General features: G+C 68.0%; 13 protein-coding genes. 4 read left to right on the forward strand and 9 right to left on the reverse strand.

From position 1 onward, the window contains the following. The first annotated feature begins 331 nt into the window (after positions 1–331). The 4 genes from AC3A35_RS19840 to AC3A35_RS19855 all read left to right on the forward strand — a co-directional run bounded on the left by AC3A35_RS19840 (position 332) and on the right by AC3A35_RS19855 (position 7,194). The gene (locus AC3A35_RS19840; protein WP_487438021.1) at positions 332–3,091 is read left to right on the forward strand and encodes a winged helix-turn-helix domain-containing protein; all 2,760 of its coding nucleotides are present in this window, start codon (positions 332–334) and stop codon (positions 3,089–3,091) included. 250 nt (positions 3,092–3,341) lie between these two features. Further along, a complete protein-coding gene (locus AC3A35_RS19845) occupies positions 3,342–4,463 on the forward strand; it encodes a sigma-54 interaction domain-containing protein (RefSeq protein ID WP_487438022.1) in 1,122 nt (373 codons plus the stop codon). A 53-nt stretch (positions 4,464–4,516) separates the two neighbouring features. Beyond that, positions 4,517–5,683: an acetyl-CoA acetyltransferase gene (locus AC3A35_RS19850; RefSeq protein WP_487438023.1), complete on the forward strand. Its 1,167-nt coding sequence runs from the start codon at positions 4,517–4,519 to the stop codon at positions 5,681–5,683. Further along, positions 5,680–7,194: a class I adenylate-forming enzyme family protein gene (locus tag AC3A35_RS19855; RefSeq protein ID WP_487438024.1), complete on the forward strand. Its 1,515-nt coding sequence runs from the start codon at positions 5,680–5,682 to the stop codon at positions 7,192–7,194. The genes AC3A35_RS19850 and AC3A35_RS19855 overlap by 4 nt, the downstream gene beginning before the upstream one ends. Before the next feature lie 117 nt (positions 7,195–7,311). Here the strand turns inward: AC3A35_RS19855 and AC3A35_RS19860 are convergent, their stop codons facing one another. The 9 genes from AC3A35_RS19860 to AC3A35_RS19900 form a co-directional block, all read right to left on the reverse strand. Beyond that, positions 7,312–8,577, reverse strand: a complete 1,266-nt coding sequence (locus AC3A35_RS19860; protein ID WP_487438025.1) for a CobW family GTP-binding protein — start codon at positions 8,575–8,577, stop codon at positions 7,312–7,314. A gap of 67 nt (positions 8,578–8,644) precedes the next feature. Next, entirely contained in the window at positions 8,645–9,532 is an 888-nt protein-coding gene (locus AC3A35_RS19865) for a hypothetical protein (RefSeq protein ID WP_487438026.1), read from the reverse strand. Further along, entirely contained in the window at positions 9,529–11,805 is a 2,277-nt protein-coding gene (locus AC3A35_RS19870) for a hydantoinase B/oxoprolinase family protein (RefSeq protein ID WP_487438027.1), read from the reverse strand. The genes AC3A35_RS19865 and AC3A35_RS19870 overlap by 4 nt, the downstream gene beginning before the upstream one ends. A 46-nt stretch (positions 11,806–11,851) precedes the next feature. Continuing rightward, entirely contained in the window at positions 11,852–13,987 is a 2,136-nt protein-coding gene (locus tag AC3A35_RS19875; RefSeq protein WP_487438029.1) for a hydantoinase/oxoprolinase family protein, read from the reverse strand. Positions 13,988–14,061: 74 nt separating this feature from the next. Continuing rightward, a complete protein-coding gene (locus AC3A35_RS19880; RefSeq protein ID WP_487438031.1) occupies positions 14,062–14,460 on the reverse strand; it encodes an acetone carboxylase subunit gamma in 399 nt (132 codons plus the stop codon). A gap of 5 nt (positions 14,461–14,465) precedes the next feature. Next, a complete protein-coding gene (locus AC3A35_RS19885; RefSeq protein ID WP_487438033.1) occupies positions 14,466–16,403 on the reverse strand; it encodes a hydantoinase/oxoprolinase family protein in 1,938 nt (645 codons plus the stop codon). Between the two features lie 375 nt (positions 16,404–16,778). Continuing rightward, positions 16,779–18,800: a sigma-54-dependent Fis family transcriptional regulator gene (locus tag AC3A35_RS19890; RefSeq protein WP_487438034.1), complete on the reverse strand. Its 2,022-nt coding sequence runs from the start codon at positions 18,798–18,800 to the stop codon at positions 16,779–16,781. A 565-nt stretch (positions 18,801–19,365) separates the two neighbouring features. Next, entirely contained in the window at positions 19,366–20,670 is a 1,305-nt protein-coding gene (locus AC3A35_RS19895; protein ID WP_487438035.1) for a DUF1329 domain-containing protein, read from the reverse strand. Between the two features lie 16 nt (positions 20,671–20,686). After that, positions 20,687–22,219, reverse strand: coding sequence for a DUF1302 family protein (locus AC3A35_RS19900; protein WP_487438036.1), 1,533 nt, complete (start codon positions 22,217–22,219; stop codon positions 20,687–20,689). Positions 22,220–22,271 lie beyond the last annotated feature (52 nt).

Raw genomic sequence — 22,271 nt, forward strand, 5'->3', positions numbered from 1 at the left:
GAAACACCCGTGCGCCGCCAGGCATGGCCGCCGGCGACGAGGCAAATACCATCGACGGCTACGACCATATGGCTATGGACGGATGCATCGGCCGGGTCGATTCGATATTATGTAATCCGTCCATCAGCAGGACTGATGGACGGTCTTCATGGAAACAGCGGCGGGACAGCCTCCACATCCGATATCCCGGAAGTCAGATCCAGTCGCTCGCAGAACAGACAACGCGATTCGGCCGATCGCTCAGCATGAACGATAGGCTGCCACGCCAGAACATCGCACCGCCCGGAAACGAGCCCGACCGGAGCAAGCCGGGGCACACAAAGGAGACCTGATGCAAGCTGCCGTGCAGCCGACGGGGCGCAGCCCGCTGATCGCGACACGGCTCAATGCGCCGTCGGCGGCGGGGCGGACCATCGCCCGTCCGCGCCTGATGGAGCGCTTGCTGGAAGGGAGCGCAAGCCGGCTCACCGTGATCCACGGTCCCGCCGGGTTCGGCAAGACCACCCTCGCGGTGCAGTGGCGCACCCGCCTGCGGGAAGAAGGCAAGCCGGTCGCGTGGCTCAGCATGGACAAGGACGACACCGAGTCGCTGCGCTTTCTCGCCTATCTGATCGAGGCCATCCGCCATGCGGAGCCCAGCCTGTGCGCGGATCTGCTGTCGCTGCTCGAGTCGCAGAGCGCGCATATTGCCGACTTCCTGCTCACCGAGCTGGTGAACCAGTTCCATGACTACGGCGAAGATTTCTACCTGTTCCTCGACGACTGGCATCTGGTGCGTGACCGGCGCAGCGAAGAGGCCATCATCTTCCTCCTCGAGCACGCGCCGGCCAACCTCCATCTGGTGATCACCAGCCGGAGCCGGCCGAATCTGCCGATCTTCAAGCTGGCGCTGCGCAACGAGGTCACCGAGATCCAGGCCGCCGACCTCCGTTTCGACCTGACCGAATCGGAACACTTTTTCAGCGACCTCGAGATCGACGCGGACGACCTGCGCGCGCTGCTCGACACCACCGAAGGCTGGATCGCGGCCCTGCAACTGGCCCTGATCTCGCTGCGCGCGACCGGCGACCGCGACAGCCTGTTGCGCTGGATTGCGGGCAAGCATCACGCGATCGGCGATTACCTCGCCGAGAGCGTGCTCAACAGCCTGCCGCCGGAACTGCTCGAATTCCTGCTGCAGACTTCCATCCTCGGCCGTTTCTGCGGCGCACTGTGCACCGCGATGACCGGGCAGGGCAACGGGTTCTCGATCCTCGAGCGGGTCGAACAGCTCCAGCTCTTCATCATTCCGCTCGACGACGAGCGCGAATGGTTCCGCTACCACCACCTGTTCGCCAGCCACCTCCAGCGCCGTCTCGAACGCGACCATCCCGAACGCATCCGGGCGCTGCATTTCACTGCCGCCGAGTGGTTCGAGCAGCACGGGTTTGCCGAGGAGGCGGTGTCCCATGCCCTCGCGGCGGGCGACGAGGAGTATGCGGTCAGGATCGTCGAGGCCACCGCCATGTGGTTCGTCGAGCGCAGCTACATGGCCACCCTGCTGGGCCTGGTGAGCCGGCTTCCTCCCGCCCGCCTGGCCAACCGGCCGGCGCTGCAGGCGGCGATCGCGTGGAGCAACTGCCTCGTGCACCGCTCCGCGCAGGCGCTGGCCGCAGTCGCCCATATCGAGGACCACGTGCTCGCCAACGGCATTTCCGGTGAGCACGAGATCGCGCTCGAGGCGCGCGTGATCCGGGCCTGCATCGAGATCTACGCCGACCGCATCGACGGCGTCGAAGCGCTGGTGCGTCCGGTCATGGCGCGGCCCGAAGCGGTGCATCCGTGGGTCGCCGTCGTGGCTGCCAACGTGCTGACCTACGTGCTGCTGCACAGTCACCAGTATGGCGAAGCGATCGAGCTGCAGCGCATCATGAGGCCCTTCCACGCCCGTACCCAGGGCCCTTTCAGCCAGATCTACGGCATCTGTTTCGCCGGCATGGCCGCCTACGAGATGGGCCAGCATGCGATGGCGGAAGCGAACTTCCGCGAAGCGCTGACGGTCGCCCGCGAACAGGCCGGCGCCCACTCCCATGCCGCACGGCTGGCAGGCGCCATGCTCGGCAAGATGTGTTACGAGTGCAACCAGCTCGCCGACGCCGAGACCCTGCTCGAGGACAGCATCGCGCTGGGCGTGGAAGGCGGGGTCGCGGACTTCTCGCTGGCCAGCTACATCAACTACAGCCGCCTCCTCGCCCTGCGCGGGGTCGAGGAGCGGGCGATCGTCATTCTCGACGAAGGCCGGAACACCGCCCACCAGCTCGCGCAGCAACGCCTGACCGCCTCGGTCGCCGCCGAGCGCATGCGCCTGCTGGCCCCCGGTGAGGTGTTGTCCCCTGCCCCCGGCGGCACCGCGAACCAGGGCGAAGGCCCCACTTTTCCGGACTTTTCCGACGGCATCGCCGCGCAGGCCTGGGAGGCCGGGCGCATCGCCCGGATCCGGCGGACGCTGGCCGAGGGCCGCGCCCGCGATGCCGATACCCTGCTCGAGCCCCTGCTCGACTACACGACCCGCAAGGGGCAACGCAGCGTGATGCGCAGCGCCCTCGTGCTGCGCGCGCTCGCACGCGAGCAGGGTGGCGACCTGCGCGGCGCCGAGGACGCCATGCTGGGCGCGCTCGACTGTTGCGAGGCACCGCGGGCGGTCCGCCCCTTCCTCGACGAAGGCCTGCGCGTCGTCGCCATCCTCGAACGTCTCCAGGACCACGCCCGGGCCAGGCTGCCCGGAGCCCCGACCCGCCCGCTGCAGGCCCAGATCGCGCGCATCCTGGACGCCGGCCGCCAGCCGCTGGCGCAGCGGCCGCCGGCTGGCGCCGAGAGCGCAGGACGAGCCCCGCCCCCTGCGGTCGCCAACCTGGCCGAACCGCTGAAGGACCGCGAGATCGACGTGCTGCGGCTGGTGGGCGAAGGCATGTCCAACAAGGAAATCGCCCGCCGCCTCGGCATCGGGGTGGATACCGTCAAGTGGTATCTGAAGTCGATCTACGGAAAGATGGGGGTCGGCCGCCGCACTCAGGCCATCTGCGAAGCGCGCCGCCTCCATCTGATCGACTGAGCCGGCAGCGACCGCCGCGCGCCGCGCTGGCCGCCCGCGCCCGACCCCCGCGCAGCAAGACGCTACCCGATCCGGGGCCGCCGGCTACCCGATTGGGGGGTGCATCCCGGGCCGCATTTCCTTACTTTAGGCCTCAGGCTCGTCAAGGGCTGCTTGTTCCGCAAGCAGGCTTACCCGGCGAGGAGCCGACCCGTATGCTGGATCCGGGCCGGCGACAAAAAAAGCCACCACAGGCCCGAGGAGACAAGAGATGAACAGGAGCATCGAAGCCGTGGCGCGCGCCTATCCGAACCGATACGGCGCGCCGCTCGACAGCAGCGACGGCGGACGCGACACCCGCTTGGCGGCAGACGAAGCGACCGCCTTTCCCGGGGTCGCCGGATCGAGCCCGGCGCTTCGCCAGGCGGTCGACAAGGCCACCCGGCTCGCCTCGTCCCGGGTCCCGGTCCTGCTGCTGGGCGAGACCGGGGTCGGCAAGGAAGTCTTTGCCCGCGGCATCCACGCCGCCAGTCCGCACCGCGACGGCCCGTTCATCGCCCTCAACTGCGGCGGACTGAACCGCGAGCTGCTGGCCAGCGAACTCTTCGGCCATGTGGACGGCGCGTTCACCGGCGCCAAGCGCGGCGGAAGCCCCGGCAAGATCGAAGCTGCCCACGGCGGCACCCTGCTGCTCGACGAGCTGGGCGAAATGCCGCTCGAGCTGCAGCCCCACTTCCTGCGCGTGCTCGAGGACGGCCAGGTGTGCCGGATCGGCGAGCACACGCCGCGCCAGGTGCGCTTCCGCCTGATCGCGGCCACCAACCGCGATCTGCGCCGGGAGGCAGACGAGGGACGCTTTCGCGCCGATCTGTTCTACCGGATCTCGGTCACCAGCATCGCGATCCCGGCACTGCGCGAGCGCCGCGGCGATATCGCCGGCCTGGTGCAGCGGTTCCTGCGCCAGTTCTGCGAGCGCCATGGCGTGGCGCACAAGGCCCTCGATCCGCGCGCCCTGTCCCGGCTCGAAAGCCACGCCTGGCCAGGCAACGTGCGCGAGCTGCGCAACGTGGTCGAGAGCCTGGTGCTGACGAGCCCGGCGGGCATCATCGGCGCCGACGACCTTCCCCCCGAGATCGGCGCACCCGCAGCCCGCACGCCCGCGCCGGAGGCGGAGCCGGAGTTCAGCCCGATCATGCTGCGCGGCCTGCAGCGCGGCGAGTTCGAGCAGATCTGCACCGTGCTCCGCCAGGCCTCGGGCAATGCCACCATTGCCGCGCGCGAGCTGGGGATCGCCAAGAGCACGCTGTACCTGAAGCTGAAGAAATACTCGCTCGACAAGTCCCTGCCGCTGTGGCGCACGCACCCGGGCAGCATCGGCCAGCCCGCGGCCTGAAACGCCGCACCGGCCATACGGACAACCAGACCCGTCCCCAACAAGGAGATCACATGGCGGCATGCATCGTCGGCTGGGGGCATTCGCCCTTCGGCAAACTGGACAATCTCGACCTCGAATCGCTGATCGGCAACGTTACGCGCGCGGCCATCGCCGACGCCGGCATCGGCGCCGACGACATCGACGGGATCTGGCTCGGGCATCTGAACGGCGGCTTCGTCCCCGAAATATTCTGCTCGTCGATGGCGCTGCAGGCCGACGACGGTCTGCGCTGGAAACCGGCGACGCGGGTCGAGAACGCCTGCGCATCCGGCGCCGCGGCGGTATTCTCGGCGGTCAACGCGGTGGAGGCGGGTCAGTGCCGGATCGCCCTCGTGGTCGGCGCCGAGAAGATGACCGCGGTCACCGGCGCGGAAGTCACCCGGATCCTCGGCTCGGCCTCCTACGTCAGCGAAGAGGCTGCGCGCGGACTGAGCTTTCCCGGCATTTTCGGCCACATCGCGCAAGCCTACTTCGACCGCCACGGCGACCACTCGGCCACGCTCGCGCGCATCGCCGCCAAGAACCACGCCAATGGCGTCGACAACCCGTGGGCGCAGATCCGGCGCGACCTCGGCTTCGAGTTCTGCAACACGGTGTCGGACAAGAACCCGCTGATCGCCCCGCCGCTGCGCAAGACCGACTGCTCGCTGGTCTCCGACGGCGCAGCCGCGCTGGTCATCGCGGACGACGCCCTGCTGCCCCGCTTTCGCCGCGGCGTGCGCTTCCGGGCGCGCAGCCAGGTCAACGACTTCCTGCCGATGTCGCGGCGCGACCCGCTCGCCTTCGAAGGCCCGCGCCGGGCCTGGCAGGACGCCCTCACCAAGGCCCGGTGCACGGTCGACGACCTGTCGCTGGCCGAGGTCCACGACTGCTTCACCATCGCCGAACTCCTCAGCTACGAGGCCATGGGCCTGGCCCCGGCGGGCGCCGGCGCCCGCGTCGTCGACGACGGCACCGTCCACGCCGGCGGGCGCCTGCCGGTGAACCGTTCCGGCGGCCTCAAGGCCAAGGGCCACCCGATCGGTGCCACCGGGGTGTCGATGCATGTGCTCGCGGCCATGCAGCTATGCGGCGAAGCGGCCGCCATGCAGGTGCCCGGCGCCACCCTGGCCGGGGTGTTCAACATGGGCGGCTCGGCGGTCGCCAACTACGTCAGCATCCTGGAGGCGGCACGATGAACATCGCCCGCCTGCTGCTGCGCACCGCCACCGCCTTCCCGACCCGTCCGGCGATCGTGCACGGCACCCGCCTCGTCGCCGACTACGCCACCTTCGCCGGGCGCGCTGCCCGCATCGGCGGCTACCTGCGGAACACCCTCGGGCTCGTTGCGGGCGAGCGGATCGCCCTGTTCATGAGCAACTGCCCGGAGTACCTCGAGGTCCTGTACGGCGCCTGGTGGGCCGGGCTGGTGGTGGTGCCGGTGAACGCCAAACTGCATCCCCGCGAGCTCGCCTACGCGGTGGAGGACGCCGCTGCGGCCTGCCTGTTCATCAGCCCCGACCTGGCTGCGGGCGCGCTGCCCGAGGCCGCCGGGGGTAGCGCGCTGAAACGGACCGTGGTCACCGGCTCGGCGGACTATGCCGCCCTGCTCGCCGCGCCGCCGATCGCCCTCGCCCACCGCGACGGCAACGAACTCGCGTGGATCTTCTACACCTCGGGCACGACCGGCCACCCCAAGGGCGTGATGCAGACCCACCGCAACCTGCTGACGATGACGGCGTGCTACTTCAGCGACGTGGACGCGGTCGAGGCCGCGGACTGCATCGCCTACGCGGCGCCGATGTCGCACGGCGCGGGCATGTACAACTTCGCCCATGTGCTGAAGGCGGCACGCCATGTGATCCCGGAGTCGGGCGGCTTCGACGCCGCCGAACTGTGCACGCTGGCCAGCCGCCTCGGCCGGCTGTCGCTGTTCGCCGCGCCGACCATGGTCCGGCGGGTGGTCGACCACGTCGATGCCAGCGACGCCGACCCGGCGGGGTTCAAGACCGTGGTCTACGGCGGCGGGCCGATGTACGTGGAAGACATCCGGCGCGCACTCGACACCATGGGCAACCGCTTCGTGCAGATCTACGGCCAGGGCGAATGCCCGATGAGCATCACCGCGCTGGCGCGCGAGGTGCTCGCCGACCGTGATCATCCAGAGTGGCTGGCGCGGATCGGCTCGGTCGGCACCGCCCAGGCGCTGGTCGAGATCAAGGTGGCCGGCAGCGACGGTTTCGCCCTCCCGGCGGGCCAGACCGGCGAGATCCTGGTCCGCGGCGACGCGGTGATGGCGGGCTACTGGCGCAATCCCGACGCCACCGCGAGGACGCTGCGCGACGGCTGGCTGTGGACCGGCGACATGGGCAGCATGGACGACACCGGCTTCCTGACCCTGAAGGACCGCTCCAAGGACGTGATCATCTCCGGTGGCTCGAACATCTATCCGCGCGAGATCGAGGAGGTGCTGCTGCTGCATCCCGCGGTGCGCGAGGTGTCGGTGGTCGGGCGCAAGGATCCCGAATGGGGCGAGGTGGTGATCGCCTTCGTGGTCGCCGACGGGGTCGAGGCCGCCGAACTCGATGCGCTCTGCCTCGACCGCATTGCCCGCTTCAAGCGTCCCAAGCAATACCGCTTCATCGACAGCCTGCCCAAGAACAACTACGGCAAGGTGCTCAAGACCGAGCTGCGCAAGCTGCTCGACTGACGCGGGCGCGCCCCGGGGGCCGGCCGCCGGGCCGGTTCTGCGCCATCACGCGCCGGCCACGAGTCGCCCGCTCGCACGGCGGGCCTCCGTGCGCTGCACCGGCAGTCCTGGCCCGGCTTACCCGGCTCGCGCCACCCGGCTCCCGAAGCGCCTGGCCTGCACCACCCAGCCATCGACCTCGATCGCCCCCGGTCCGGCGGCCGGCAGGTGCTGGGTCAGCCAGCAGCGCGTCGGCAGGAACGGCTCGCCTGCGCTCACCCGTGCCGCAGCGGCGTCACCGGGCAGGGACGAGAGCAGCGCGCGGATCTCGTCCTCGCCGTCCGGCGCCAGGTCGCGGACGATGAACACCAGGCGTCCGCAACGGTCCTCGAACGCGCCCTGCGTGGGCCAGCGGGGGAGCCGCAGCGGCGGATAGGCCACGTCCTGCACGCAATGGACCACCCGGGGCAGCGGGTCGCCGGCCACGTTGATCAGTCCCTTGACGCGCAGGAGGTTCGCCCCGCGCCGCTGCAGGACGCGCCCCATCGCCACGCAGAAGCCGAGCCAGGGCACGGGGTGGGCGAAGTCGACCACGAAGCTGCCGACGCCGTCGTCGTGGCGGGCGGCGAACACCGGCGCCGCCTTGCGCCGCCAGCCGACGGTCGCCGCGGACGAGTGCGCAATCGCGCTGCGCAGTTGCTCTTCGCCCATCCAGGCGGCCACGTCGGCCAGCTTACCGTCGGTGGTGTAGATGCCCGAGCCGAACAGCACCGCCGGTTCGATCCGGCCATGGCGGGCCTCGAGCCGCGCCGCCCCCGGATTGAGGACGGCCAGGCGCGCATCGAGCGCGGCACGGCGGTCGCGCTCGGCCAGGTCGCATTTGGTCAGCACCAGCCGGTCGGCCATCGCCACCTGGCGCACGGCCTCGCGGTGGGCGTCCAGCTGGCGCGCCGCGTGGGTGGCATCGACCACGGTGACCACGCCGTCGCACACATAGCGCGCGGAGATGTAGCGCTCTTCCATCAGCGTGTAGATCACCGGCACCGGATCGGCGAGCCCGGTGGTCTCGATCAGCACCCGCGACACCGGCGGGATCTCGCGCCGCGAACTGCGCTCGGAGAGTTGCCGGAGGGCCTTGACCAGGTCGCCCTGGACGCTGCAGCACAGGCAACCCGAGTCGAGGATCACCAGCGTCTCGTCGACCCGGTCGACCAGGTGGTGGTCGATGCCGACCTCGCCGAACTCGTTGATCAGCACCGCCGCGCCGGCCATGCCGGGGTGCTGCAGCAAATGGTTCAGGAGCGTGGTCTTGCCCGCACCGAGAAAACCGGTGAGCAGGGTCACCGGAATCCGCTCAATTGCTGCGGATGGCCGGACCGGCTCCGCCCTTGCACTGTCGTTCATTGTTCCGCTCCCTGGCTCCGCCCCGCCGCGCCGCCGGCCGCGCACCCGCGCGCCCGGCGATCGTCGCTCACGCCCGGCAGCCGCCGAGGGCACGCAGGCGCGCGACTTGTTCGAGCACCTGCTCCGGCTGATGACCGCGCGGCACCTCGGCAAAATAGAACTGGCCGGCGCCGAGCGCCGGGATGGTCTGTCCCGCCCACAGCCCGGCGCCGACATCCACCCCGGTGGCGCAGGCGGCCCCGGCAATCAGCGCCGGGGCGCCGATGACCGCCTGCACCTCGCCCGCATCCGGCCACGCCAGCACGGGCTCGCGCCCCAGGCGCAGGGCGAGCGACCAGCGGTAGTGCTGGGCGACGTTGAGCAGCGGCCGGTAACGTTCGACATCCACCGGCTCGGGCACCGCCGCAGCGCCGTCCTCCTCGAACAGCAGGCCGGCGACCGGCTGCTGCGACACCGCGCGCAGCACGTCGGCCACGTACATCGCCGCATCCTCGATCGCTTCCGGCTCCAGCTCGAAGCCTTCGCGTCCCGCCAGCAGGTTGGCGCGGTACAGCCAGGCACGCGGTGACGGCATCGCCAGCACCAGCGGCACCTGCCCGCGCAGGTGCGCGGCCACCGCCTCCAGCACCTCGGCCAGCAGTTCGCGCGCTCCAACCGGCTCGAGCAGCTTGCGCAAGGGGAAGGAAAGGCGGCGCTTGGCCCCCAGTTCGGCGCGCAGTTCGGGGTGGCGGGCGAGCCACGAATCGTAGAGCTCGCCGACCTCGACCACCGCGACGTCCGGGCGCAGCAGGCCGTGAGCCTGGGAGAAGCAGGCGAGGTACTGCGCCGCGCTCCCCCACGGGTCACCGGCCTCGCCGAGCAGCAGCCGGGTGGTGTAGGCCGAGGATTTCAGCCACAGCCGGATGCGCCCGCTGCCCTGGCTGCCGGGCAGCAGGTCGGCGAGACCCTGGCTCATTGCTTTTCCTCGGCCAGTGCGCCCAGGGCCGCGAGCCGCGCTTCCAGTTCCTCGATGCGGACATCCTTGGGATGGCGCATGTAGTTGGGCCTCGGCTTGTCGGCATCGCGGGTGAGGTCGGGACTCCCCGCGTACAGGGTGCCGACGTCGTCGCCCCAGCAGCCGAAGTACTGCAGGTAGGCGGGCGGCCGGGGCTTGCTCCAGGTCTTCACGAAGTCCTTGAACGGCACCCCGCGCGCCAGCCGGGCCTGGCGCTCCTGGTCGCGCGCGGCAGCGGTCGCCTCATGGTTGATGGCGAGGGTCGCCGGGTCGAACTTGACCTTGTACAGACGCTCCGCCACCGGCGCCGACATCAGGCCTTCCTCGATGTCCTGGATCACCGCGGCGGGATCGCGCTCGAGCAGATCGCCGTAACCGGCGCCGGCGCCCTGCGAGATCATGAACAGTTCGCCGCGCTTGGAGATCTCGAAGCCCATGCCCATGTGGTGGGTGGTGTAGCTCGCGTCCTCGAACGGCTGCTCGTTCATGATCTCCTCGATCGAGTGCTTGAACTTGTGCGGCTCGTTCATCAGCACGTCGTAGACATCCACCCCCTTGACCTTGCTCAGCGGGTAGCAGCCGCAGGCGTAGCCGCCGAACAGGCCCTGCAGGGGCGGGATCTTGGCGCCCTGGCACACGGTCATGAAGCCCCACTGCTCGCTGTCCTTGGTCGCCACCATCATGGTGTAGCCCTGGCCGCCGCGGTACTTGCCGGGGGCGACGGCGTCGCGTGTCATCTTCTTGGAGACCAGCTGCAGGAAGGGCACTTCCTCCTCGTTCAGCTCCTGTTCGCCGATGTCCGCCATGGTGGCGAAGATCGGCGCGAGCGCGTGCTCGCCGTCGCGATCGACGGTCGCCCCCGCGCCCATGCCGTTGAGGTCGGCACACAGGTTGCCGAGGGTCTCGCCGTGCTGGCTCACGCCCCCCCAGATGAAGGTGTTGATCATGTTGAAGGTCGGCGCATGGACCTTGGTGTACTTCTCCGGGCAGCTGTAGAGGAACTTCGCCACCGCGTGCTGGCCGGCGGTGAAGCCGGTGAAGATCGACATCAGGCTCTGCGAGTTGGGCGCGTCGTACGAGCAGTTCACGATCGAGTGCGGATCGGTGATCACCTCGATCGGCGCGAACGCCGCCTGGCCGCGCGGCAGGTCGGGCCACACGTAGCACAGGAAGACCTGGGCGAGCATGCCCTTGAGGCCGGCAACGATGGTGTTGGTCGCGCGGTTGGTGAATTCCGGGCTGGAGCCGCGGAAGTCGAAGATCAGCCGGTCGCCGGTCTTGGTCAGCCGGCAGTTGATCTTCACCACGCAGTTCTCGCGCAGGGTCGAGTCCTGGATGATGTAGGTGCGCACCGTCATGTCCGGCCACTGGCTGATCCGCCGCTTGACCTCGGCGCGCACGTTCTCCATGGTCAGACGAAGCGTGGACACCAGCGCCGCGGGACCGTCGGATTTGAGCGACTCCTCGATCCGCTGCTTGATCCGCAGGCAGGCGAACAGCTTGACCTTCATGTCCTCGTACTGGAGCTTGGGTTCGCGCACCGAGTTCTGCAGGAAGGTCAGGATGTCGCGCTTGATCTGGTAGTTCTCGACCACCTTGAACGGCGACATCTTCAGCCCCTCGTCGCTCGGACTCTCGGCCATCGACGGCATGCCGCCGGGCTCGATCGCGCCGTTCTCGCCCTCGTGCACCGTGGACGCCACCCAGCACACCAGCTTCCCTTCGTGGAAGATCGGCAGGATCATGCTCTGGTCGGTATTGTGCACGTTGCCGTAGCGCGAGTCGTTGTGGATGAAGCCGTCACCGTCGCGCACGCCCACCGTGGGGTCGTTGATCCAGTTCTTGATGATGAATTTGATCGGATGGTGCACCAGCGCCGAGAAGATCAGCACGCCGCCGGCGCTGGCGATGGCGAGGTCGCCCGAGGCCGAATACACCCCGGTGATGACGTCGCCCCACTTGGCTCCCGGCGCCGCGCCCATCTGCTCGACCATCTCGTAGCCCTCGTCGCAGCCGGCCTGGATGCGGTCGCGGATCTTGGCGATGGTGTGGGCATCGCTGACCTGGTGGATGCACTCGTCCTCGAATCCGGTCCGCGGCATCAGGTCATGGTTCTGCATGATCTCCGGATCGGGGCCCAGGAACAGCGTGGTGTCGTTGAGGAACTTCTTGATCAGCGCCACTTCCTCGGGGCTGGGCACCTTGGCCGCAGCCGGCACATTCATATCGCTCATGTTCGGTCCTGTATTTGGTGAAAGGTCGATGAGGTTCGGGCCGTGCTCAGGCACGCAGGAACCACGAGGCGCCCTGCCTGGCGGCGACGAAGTTCCAGCCCGGGTCGACCAGGAAGGTGGTGACTTCGGAGGCGATGATCGCGGGTCCGGCGATCTGCACCCCCGGCTCGATCGATGCCCGGCTCCACACCGGGGTCTCGAACGCGCCTTCGTGGCCGACGAAGTGGCACTTGCGGGTGCTGGCCGGCTTCGGCGGGGCGGTGCGCCGTTCGGGCGCGACCGGCTTGATGTCCTCGAACTGGACGGTTTCGTGACGGACGAAGGCCGCCACCCGGATGGTGTTGATGCGGATGCCCGCTTCCGGTGCCTGCGAGCCTTCGCCGAAGCGCTTGCCGTAGTCGTTGGAGAACTGCGAGATCAGCGCCAGCACATCGCCGGGGCCACTGACCTCGTGCTTCGGAATGACCGCCGTGGTCTGTACCAGCTGGTTGCCGTAACGCATGTCCAGCTCGAGGTTGTGGCAGATGTCTTCCTTGGCGATGCCCTGGCGCAGCAGATCCTGCGTCCCCTGTTCCTTCAGCTCGGCGACGATGCTGTTGAAGCGGTCGTAGTCGTCGAAGATGTGGCGGCTGTTGGAGTCGTACAGCACCATGTACAGCGACTGCTCGTGGATGTGGAGCTGGTGCATGTTGCCGGCGCCGACCGCGGAGAACACCGAGCTGAGCGGGGGTGCCAGGATCTTGTCGATGTTCAGGTTCTGCGCGATCCCGCAGCAGTGCAGCGGGCCGTTGCCGCCGTACGCCAGCATGGTGAACTCCTTGGGGTCGTAGCCGCGCGCCCGCAGTTCGGTGAACAGGCCGTTGGCCATGTTGTCGTCGACCTTGGCGCGCACCAGCAGCGCCGCTTCGATCACCGAGCAATCGAGGTCGTCGCACAGCGCGTCCTCGATCGCGGCCGAAGCGCGCCGCGGGTTGAGCGGGATCGACCCGCCGGCGTAGTTCTTGGGGTCGAGGTAGCCCAGCAGCAGGTCGGCATCGGTCACCGTCGGGCGCATGCCGCCACGGTCGTAGCAGGCCGGACCGGGGTCGGAACCGGCCGATTCGGGCCCGCACTTCACCGTGTTGTACATGCGGTCGAAGCTCGCGATCGAGCCCCCTCCCGCGCCCAGCGTGACCAGGTGCACCATCGGCACCGAGACCAGCCAGCGGTCGATCACCGGGTTGAAGTCGTAGTGCTTGATGCCGCCGTCCACCACGATGCCGATGTCGTAGCTGGTGCCGCCCATGTCGGTCGCCACCACGTTGCCGAGGCCGGCCTGCATGGCCAGATGCTCGGAGGCGGCGATCCCCGATACCGGGCCCGAGTGGATGGTCTGCAGCGCGTCGGTCGAGTTGAGCTGCGCCATCCCGCCCGAGTTGTGGATCACCAGCATCGGTTTTTCGTAGCGGTGGGCGCGCAGGTTCTGCTCGAGCGCGGACAGCGCGTAATACATGGTCGAGTGCAGGTAGCCGTCGACGATCGCCGAGGTGGCGCGCACGTACTCGCCCTTGCGTCCGGCCACCTGGTGCGACAGGATCACCGGGATCGCGCCGAGCAGGTGGGACGGATACTCCTCGAGCAGGATCTCCTCGATGCGCTGCTCGTGGGTCGGGTTGACCACCGCGTTCACCAGCGCCACCACGATGATCTCGGCGCCCTTGTCCACCAGCGTGCGGATCTGGGTGCGGACGTCGTCCTCGTCCAGCGGCATCACCAGCTTGCCCTGGAAGTCCACCCGCTCGCGCACGCCGCAGATCATGTGCGGCAGGACCAGCGGATCGGGGCGCTGGGCGTTGGGCATGTCCTGCTGGCCGAGGTTGTCCAGGCCCTCGCCGTAGCCGCGGGCCCGGCTCAGCGGCACCGTGGCCTCGAACCCGGCGGTGACCAGCATGCCGATCTTCGGCCCCTTGTGCTCGATCAGCGCGTTGGTCCCCAGGGTGGTCGCGTAGCGCACCGAATCGACCTGGGACAGGATCTCCTCGAGCTCCAGCTCGAGAACGTGGCAGGCCTTGCCGAGCGCTTCGTTGAAGCCCAGGGCCAGGTTGTGATGTGTGGTCAGGGCCTTGGCCTCGATGTACTTGCCATCCCAAACCACGAAACAATCGGTGAACGTGCCACCGATATCGACTGAAACGCGCCTCATGCTATCTCCTCAATTCGTTCGTTGCGGCGTGCCGCGACCCTGCGACGGGCGCAGCCACCGGCAAAACCGTGGGCTCAGTGCTTATGGCCCTGGCCGCCAAGCACCGCCGGTCCGACCACCGGCTCCGGAACCTCCGCGCGTGCCGCCCACTGGGCCTTCAGCGCGGGCAGATCGGGCTCCATGTCATGCAGCGGCGGGTGGCCGGGAATGGCGTACTCGGTCTCCACCTGGGTGCCGCAATGCGGGCAGTAGTACTCCAGGATGCGCACCCACTCCGGATCGGGGCTGAAGGTGAAGCGGTACTTCTCCGGATCGATGATCGGCGGATGGATCTCGCGCGGGTCGCGGTCGTACACCAGCATCCCTTCCTTGTAGCTGTGGCTGGCGGGGCCGATGTCGTGGTTGCACACCCGGCATTCCCAGTGCTCCGTGTCGAGGTCGATGCGGAGGTATTCGGTCATCAGTACTTTCATGGTCTTCAAGCCTTCCTCTTCAGCAAGATGTCGCCCGCGTCGCTGATGACGAAACTCCAGCCATCGAGCACCCGGCAGGTAAAGTAGTCCTCTTCCAGAATCGCCGGCCCGGCCGCGTGGTCGCCGGCCTTGAGCGCGGCGAGCCGGTACACCGGCACGTCGATCCGGCCCTCGCCGCGCGACAGCACGTTGCGGGTGCCGTCGGCGACGGCCGCCGCGCCTTCGACGAAGCGGGCGGTGGTGGCGGCCTGCTGGCGTAACGGCTTGACCGCGCGCAGTTCCAGCTCGACCGCCACCGCATCGGCGAACTCGGCGGGGAAGGACGGCTCGGCGCCGAGCGGGCACACCACTTCCTCGCCTCCGGCACGCTCCGCGACCAGCGTGGCCTCGACCGTGTATCCGCCCTCGGCGACCCCTTCGGCGAACATGTCGCGCATCGCCTTGAGCTTCAGGGCCGCGAGCGCGGCATTCAGCCCGCTGTCGCTGCGCGCCTCGAGGGCGACCGCGTAGCGTTGTGAGATGTCGCACGAGCCGATCCCGTAGGCACTGAACACCGCTGCCAGCTGCGGCACCACGACCTGGTCGACGCCGGCCTTTTCGGCCACGCCGCAGGCGTTGAGGGGGCCGGCGCCGCCGAACGCGAGCATCACCGTGTCCTTGGAGATGCGGGTGAAGCGATGCAGCTCGACCGCGATCTTGTCTTCGTAGGCATGCTCCATCTGCAGCAGGGCGTCATCGAGCCCCAACCCGAGCGGCTGGGCGATGGCGAGGGTGACGGCGGTGGCGGCCCGGTCGGCATCGAGTCCCATGCCGCCGCCGAAGAAGGACTTCGGATCGAACAGGCCGCACAGCAGGCTGGCGTCGGTAATCGTCGCTTCCTTGCCGCCACGGCCGAAGCAGGCCGGCCCCGGCACCGCGCCCACGCTTTCGGGGCCGATCACGATGCGCTTGTTCACGACCTTGAAGATCGAGCTGCCGCCCGCCCCCGCACTCATGATCTCGCACAGCGGGAAGGACACGCTGATGCCTTCGACATGGCCGCGGCGAACCTCCGCGACCTTGCCGTTCACGCACTGGCCGATATCGGTCGTGGTGCCGCCGACGTCGATCGCCACCACGTCCGCGAGGCCGTACAGGCGGGCGAACGATTTCATCCCCTCCATGCCGCCGCGCGGCCCGGAGCTGTAGGTCTTGATCGCCACCGTCTTCGCCACCCGCGAGGCGTCGCCGTCGTTGCGGAAGATCAGCAGCGGGTTCTTGGTACGGTAGGCGCGCAGCCGGTTTTCGGCATTGAACAGGAAGGCCTCCATCGCCGGATGAAGGAAGGAATTGATCAGCGCGGTCCAGGTGCGGCGGACCACGTCGCGATCGGTCGACAGATCGCTGCCGTACAGGACCGGAACCGCGCCCAGCAGGTGGCGTGGGTACTTGCGCAGCACCACCTGCTTGAACCGGCTCTCGACCCCGAGGAAGCCCGCGCCATCGAAGCTGACCACCAGGCGGTTGGCACCGGCGGCGGTCAGCCTGTTGATCGCCCGCACCACCTCGACGTCGGCATCGTTGGCGGCCAGGCCCGTGGTATCGAGGAACACCACGCGGTCGCCGACCAGCGCCTCGTACACCTCGGGGTCGTGCTCGGCCAGGCGCACCGGCAGGTCGCGTGCGGCGGCGTCGATGATCAGGCCCAGACGAGGGCCCTTGCGCTCGCAGATGGCATTGGTGCCCTGGGTGGTCGAGTAGCGGATCAGATCGACCTCTTCCAGCAGGCGGGCGACGTTCTGTTCGCCGTAGATCACCCCCGATGCCTTCTGCAGGCCCTCGAAGAAACACTTGCTGAGGTCGTACGGCGTGGTCAGCACCTTGGTCTTGCTGACGACGCCGTCCTGGTTGATGCAGATATCGGTGAGCGTTCCACCGTTATCGATGTTTATTTGCAGCGACATACTGCGTTTCCTCCTACCGACGGGTTGCGGACGATTTGCTGTTTGAATCCTGATCGGGCGGCCGGGGATGGCACCGGAACTATCCGGGCCATTCGCGGTTCCTCGGTGCGGAATGAACTCTCGAATCACTCCGTTATCGAGAACGGCATCCGTGAGCTCTTATAGCAATCGCCATGCCAACCAAAAACATTAACTATCTTATTGTTTTAATTCTAGTTTTTCTAATTTAACGGAATTAGTCGATCCATTACCGTCCGATTAATGGATGACCGTCCGGATGTCGGATGAGCGAACTCCGAAACGTGGACGAAATCAATTCTGAAAATAAAAAAGCCCGGGCGAAGTGCCCGGGCCGTCCAATTGAATCACCCACCGTTATTGGCGTCGGGTGCGGACGCTATCGACCAGCGGATCGAGTTCGAAACGCTTGAGCTTCAGGTACAGGGTGCTCTTCGCGATCCCCAGCTCGCGCGCCACTGCGGTCATGTTGCCGTGACAGCTGCGGATCGCGCGCAGGATGGTCTCGCGTTCGGCATGTTCGAGGCTGGTGACCGCGCTCCGTGGCTCGGGCTGCAGCGGTGGCGGGCCGGAGGGCACCCGAGCGGCACGGACCTCGGCCGGCAGGCAATCTTCCGACAGGACCGGATCGGACGCGGTGAGCAACATGCTTTCGATCACGTTGCGGAACTCGCGGATATTGCCCGGCCAGTGGTAGCGTTTGAGGCGTTCGATCGCGCACGGCAGCAGCACCCCGTGCTCGATGCCGTGCTGGTCAGCGAGCTTGTCCAGGTAGTGGTCGGCGAGCAAGGGGATGTCGTCGGCACGGTCGCGCAAGGCCGGAATCCGGATGCTGGTGACCGCGACCCGATAGAACAGATCCATCCGGAAGCGTCCCTCCTCGACCTCCTTGCGCAGGTCCCGATTGGTCGCCGCGATCAGGCGGAACCTGACCTTGCGCGGCTTGTTCTCGCCCAGCCGGTACACCTCACCCTCCTCGAGCACGCGCAGGAAATGGGGCTGCAGGTCGAGCGGCATCTCGCCGATCTCGTCGAGGAACAGGGTACCGCCGTCGGCGGCCTCGACCTTGCCCATCATCCCGCCGCGGCGCGCCCCGGTGAACGAGCCCTCGGTGTAGCCGAAGAGCTCGCTGGTCAGCAGCTCACGCGAGAACCCGCCGCAATTCAGGGCGACGAACGGCGCCCCTGTGGCCGAGCCCGCATCGTGGATGGAGCGCGCGAACACGTCCTTGCCGACCCCGGTCTCGCCGAGCAGCAGCACTGGCACGCTGGAGCGTGCCAGCTGCCGGGCGCGGACCACCGCCTGGGCAAGCCCCGGATCGCGGCCGATGATGCGCTCGAAGCCGGCGGCGCCCATCGGGTCGGCAGCGTCCGCCGTCCCCAGCGCCGCCCCCATCGTCACCCCGGCCCGGCGCCGGGGCACGGTCAGCAGGGTGCCGATGCGCTGGCCGTCGTGGATGATCGGCTCCAGCCAGTCGGCACGGATCGAGGCCGGCAGGCCGTCGGGAAGTTGGTCGCCATCGGCGGCACCGAGCGCCAGCGAGGCCAGATCGACACGCTTGCCGTCCCAGCGACTGTCGCCCAGTTCGGCCAGTGCGGCGGCCGCCCGTTCGTTGGCCTTGATCGGATTGCCGCGGCGGTCGAGCACGATGATGCCGTCCGTGGTGGAACTGGTCAGCCGCCGCATGCAGTACTCCAGCAGACGATAGCGCACGTCCATCTCGAACTTGGCGAGACGGTTCTCGATCCGCCCGGCGGTGGTCACGACCAGCGCCAGGCTCTGGCGGTTGTAGGTGGTGCTCAGGCCGGAGACGTCGATGACGCCGAGGATCGCGCCGTCGTACGGGTCGCGGATCACGGTCGCCGAGCAGGTCCACAGTTTGATGCCGGCGCAGTAGTGCTCGGCGGAGTGGATCTGGACCGGCTGTCCGATGGTGAGCGCGGTACCGATCGCGTTGGTGCCGCAGGCCATCTCGCTCCAGTTCGCGCCCGCCAGCAGGTGCAAGTCCTCGGCCGCGCCGCGGGTCGCCGGATCGCCTTCAAGGTTGAGGATGGTCCCGCCCTGGTCGGCCAGCACCATCACCGTCCCGGTCTCGGACAGGAACTCGCGCGCCAGGGCCATCACCGGCGTGCTCGCGCTGAGCAGTTCGCCGCGCTCGTTGCGCAGCGAATGCAGGGATTGCTCGGGCAAGGGCGGGGGCGCCTGGCTGCGACCGGGGTCGACGCTCGCATCGAAGCAGCGCCGCCAGGAATCGTCGATCAGCCGCCGCAATGCGTCGGAACTGCTCTCTTCACCGCTGAGAAAGCGTTCCCAGGTCGCCATGATCCGGCGGTCGTTTTCCGGCCGCGAGAACATCTGGCTCGGATGGGCAACTTCCATCTCACTCCTCCTTTTTCCCCACGCGCTACGCCGGCCGATCGGAAGGGATCGCGGTCGTGCGCCGTGGTGTACGAATACGCCCCCCGCCACCGTCCGCATCGGTCCGGATCCGGTCGGCGAGTGGGCGACTTGCTCCCTGTCACCCAGACATCCCAGCGGCCCGGCCGCGGGCCGGCTGCGTGTCTCGGCGCAGCCGGCCCCGGGCTCCGGGGGTGTGCTGCATCTCGCAACTAACGTACCAGCAACGCACGACCCCGCCGGTCCCCGGCGCCGATGGCAGGCGGACCACGCCGATCCGGCTGCAGGCCCCGGATGGCGCCCGATCGGGGCGGTGCCCGTTGGCGGACGCACCGGGGAAGGTGCGGACGGGCCGGCAGCGACCGACTTTCGTTCGACCGATTTTCGGACAGTTCTGGCGTCCGATATCCGGACAGGCCGCGCTCGGCCACGGGCGGCCCGGCCGCAGCGCGCGGGCGTCGCCATCTCCCGCCAGGATCACGCGAAACGGGGCCTGCGGGCGGCAGCGCGCCACCCGCAGGCCCCGGGGCGGACCCGGCAAGCGCGCTCAGCGGCCGCCGGTTGCCACTTCCTCCAGCTTGCTCAGCGACACGTCGCTCTCCTTGACGCCCTTCGGATTGGCCTTCATGTTGGACGACCAGGTCGTGGAGTGATTGCGCTTGACGTCGATCACGTGGCCGACCACCGGCATCACCGCCTTGTAGCCGTCATCGCCGATATCGGGCCGGTTCTGGAAGATCATGTATTTCCAGAACTCGCCTTTCTGGTCGTACATCTCGCCGAGGTAGGGGCGCGGAAAATCGACCTCCATGTACACCACCTTCTTGCTGTACGGGTGCTCCGGCGGCGGCGTGCCCTCGACCACATACACTTCGCGCGGCTCCCATTCGATGTGCTTGGCGGGGAAGTAATGGGGCGCCTCGGTCAGCCCGACCGAGGGAAACTCGGCCGGGGTGTCGCGCTTGTCGTTGTCCACGCTGACCAGCGGGCTGTGGGCGATCGCGAACACCCAGCGCTTGCCGACCAGCTTGTTGGCCTGGTACTTGGTCGGGAAAGCGTCCCAGATGTCCCAGTCGTCGTAGAGCTGGTCGGTACCGCCGATCGGATCCATCCACGCCCCGCCCGACAGGCGGCGGGTGCGGCGCACCGACTTCAGGTAGGCCCAGGTGTCGTCCGGCTTGGCCGAGGTCGGGTCGTTGTAGCGGATCGAGAAGGTACCGAGTCCGCGGATGTCCTGCGGGCTGGTGGCGAACAGGAAGGTCTTCTGCGAGATGCTGCCGTCACCTTCGCTGACCGGGCCGCCGTCGAGACGACCTTCCATATAGTAACGGCGCGACTGCCAGCGCTGCACACGCTCGACCCCGGTGGCACCGCTGATGAACACGAAGGAGATGTCGCGCAGGTCCATGGTGGCGCCATAGGTCGCCGCGCGGAGGTTCCAGATCACCTTGTCGCCGGCAGTGGGATCGTCCAGCTTGATCGTGTCGGGCGGGAAGGGCATGCCCGCCTTCCACCCGCTCATGGTGCGGGTCGCGGGATCGAAACTTACCGTCCCGACATTGTCGCGGCTGGCCGCAACATACTTCGGGTCCATCTCGATCTTCTTCGAATTGGCGATCTTCATCGTCAACCCGGCGTTCTTGATCATCTGCTCCATCCGCTCGGGGACCATGCTGGCGATGGTCTTGCCTTCGAAGGTCTTGCTCTTGATTGAATCGTAGTTGTCCTTGGTGATGACGAAGCCGGCCTGCAGCTCCTCGGCGTGGGCGTGGCCCAGGCCGAGGCCCAGCGCCAGTGCGCACAGACCAGCCAGACGCAGCGGGTGGCGTCGCGAGGTGAATGCTCGATTCATGGGTTGTCTCCTTTGATTAGAACTGACGGGTCAGCCGGAAGGTCAGCTGGTTGTTGTTGGCGAAATAGCCGAACAGTTGGACCGAGCGGTCGGGATCGAACAGGGTCCGCGACGTGCCCGAGGTCCAGAACAGGTCGGCTTCGATCTTGGCCCGCCAGTCGTCGCCCAGCGCCAGATCGATGCTGGGGATCAGGAAGCCCCCGCCGTGGGTCAGGTCGACACCGACGGCCAGGCCCGGGTTGATCGTGTCGCCGCGGTAGTTCAACACCGAGAATGCGGTGAGGATCGTGTTGTGCTCGGACAGCGGCGAGCCATAGGCGAACAGGCGTGCCAGGTCGTCGGACTTGCGGTAGTTCTGCACCCAGGTGTCGAACAGCTGGACCGACGAGAACGACGGCCGGTTGGTACCGAGCAGGCGTTCGAAGCGCAGATTCTTGTCGACCCGCAGCATGGTGGTGACGACGTCCTTGGTGCGGATGCCGCCCAGCCCGAGGCCGGCCGCGGCCCCGCGCGAAGGCGCCGTCAGCGCGCCGGTACCGACGTTGTAGGGCTGGTTGAAGGTGTAGGAGATCTCGGCGCTGATCACCGCATCGAGGGCGGACGAATAGCCGCTGACGGTGGCGCCGAGGACATCGATCCGGGGGTGAATGAGGTCGAACAAGGGACCTTCGGGCGCCTTCCGGTACGGCGCGAACACCGAGTTGGCGACCGGATCGGCGGAGAAGGTATTGATATAAGCCAGCGAATAGTCGACCGGACCGGCCGTCCCCGCCCAGCGGATGCCGCCGGTCACGTCGTCCTTGTCGCCGGACGGATGGTCGCAGTCCTTTTCGGTCAGCGCGGTCAGGTCGAATCCGCGGTAGGGCTGGAAGAACCAGCGCCCGCCCTGGATATCGTAGGTGTTGCCGATGTCCTCGCAGCGATCCAGGCCGGGGCGGACGTAGGCGTGCAACTGGCCGTCGGCCTCGGGCACGTCGATCTTGATGCTGGCCAGCCACAGCGGCTTGCGCCACTCCTCGTTCTCGCCCTCGAGGAACAGGCGCCAGCTCAGGTCGTAGCCGTGCACCACGTCCATCGCATGGAAGAAGTCGGACTCGCCCCATACGATCTGCTGCTTGCCGAGGCGGACGGCGGTGCGCTCGCCGACCTTGAATTCCCCCCAGAACTCGCGGATCTCGGCCTCGTTGTAGTTGTCGAGTATGCTCGAGGAATCGCCGCCGGTGGTGCCGTTGGTCGCACGCAGGCGTTCCAGGTCGCGAAGGTATTCGGTCTTGTATTCGCGATCGAGACGCCCGACCGCCTTCCACTTGATCGGGCCGGTCCCGGCATCCGCGTCGAGCAGCAGCGAGCCGCGCAGCATCGACAGCCTGCCGCGGTCGTTGTCCTCGGTCTCCGGGATGTCCTGCAGGTTGAACGCCGCCCAACCGCGCACGTACCCGCCGATGCGGAAATAGTTCGACGAATCGCCATCCTCGCCGTACGCGGTGCCGCAAGCGGCCAACAGCACGGCCAGGGATGCGGCGACCTTCGTGAGTTTCGAGTTTTTCATGAGTCTCCCTTCATTTCCATTTGGTGTGGACACAACTTCCCTCCCGCCACGG

The organism is Azoarcus sp. Soil_N_20, assembly GCF_057656155.1.

What these genes read in the sequence shown, in the direction of transcription:
- AC3A35_RS19870 (WP_487438027.1), bottom strand. Translation starts at nt 11,805, where the DNA reads ATGAGCGATATGAATGTGCCGGCTGCGGCCAAGGTGCCCAGCCCCGAG.
- AC3A35_RS19840 (WP_487438021.1), top strand. Translation starts at nt 332, where the DNA reads ATGCAAGCTGCCGTGCAGCCGACGGGGCGCAGCCCGCTGATCGCGACA.
- AC3A35_RS19880 (WP_487438031.1), bottom strand. Translation starts at nt 14,460, where the DNA reads ATGAAAGTACTGATGACCGAATACCTCCGCATCGACCTCGACACGGAG.
- AC3A35_RS19860 (WP_487438025.1), bottom strand. Translation starts at nt 8,577, where the DNA reads ATGAACGACAGTGCAAGGGCGGAGCCGGTCCGGCCATCCGCAGCAATT.
- AC3A35_RS19865 (WP_487438026.1), bottom strand. Translation starts at nt 9,532, where the DNA reads ATGAGCCAGGGTCTCGCCGACCTGCTGCCCGGCAGCCAGGGCAGCGGG.
- AC3A35_RS19845 (WP_487438022.1), top strand. Translation starts at nt 3,342, where the DNA reads ATGAACAGGAGCATCGAAGCCGTGGCGCGCGCCTATCCGAACCGATAC.
- AC3A35_RS19885 (WP_487438033.1), bottom strand. Translation starts at nt 16,403, where the DNA reads ATGTCGCTGCAAATAAACATCGATAACGGTGGAACGCTCACCGATATC.
- AC3A35_RS19850 (WP_487438023.1), top strand. Translation starts at nt 4,517, where the DNA reads ATGGCGGCATGCATCGTCGGCTGGGGGCATTCGCCCTTCGGCAAACTG.
- AC3A35_RS19875 (WP_487438029.1), bottom strand. Translation starts at nt 13,987, where the DNA reads ATGAGGCGCGTTTCAGTCGATATCGGTGGCACGTTCACCGATTGTTTC.
- AC3A35_RS19890 (WP_487438034.1), bottom strand. Translation starts at nt 18,800, where the DNA reads ATGGAAGTTGCCCATCCGAGCCAGATGTTCTCGCGGCCGGAAAACGAC.
- AC3A35_RS19900 (WP_487438036.1), bottom strand. Translation starts at nt 22,219, where the DNA reads ATGAAAAACTCGAAACTCACGAAGGTCGCCGCATCCCTGGCCGTGCTG.
- AC3A35_RS19855 (WP_487438024.1), top strand. Translation starts at nt 5,680, where the DNA reads ATGAACATCGCCCGCCTGCTGCTGCGCACCGCCACCGCCTTCCCGACC.
- AC3A35_RS19895 (WP_487438035.1), bottom strand. Translation starts at nt 20,670, where the DNA reads ATGAATCGAGCATTCACCTCGCGACGCCACCCGCTGCGTCTGGCTGGT.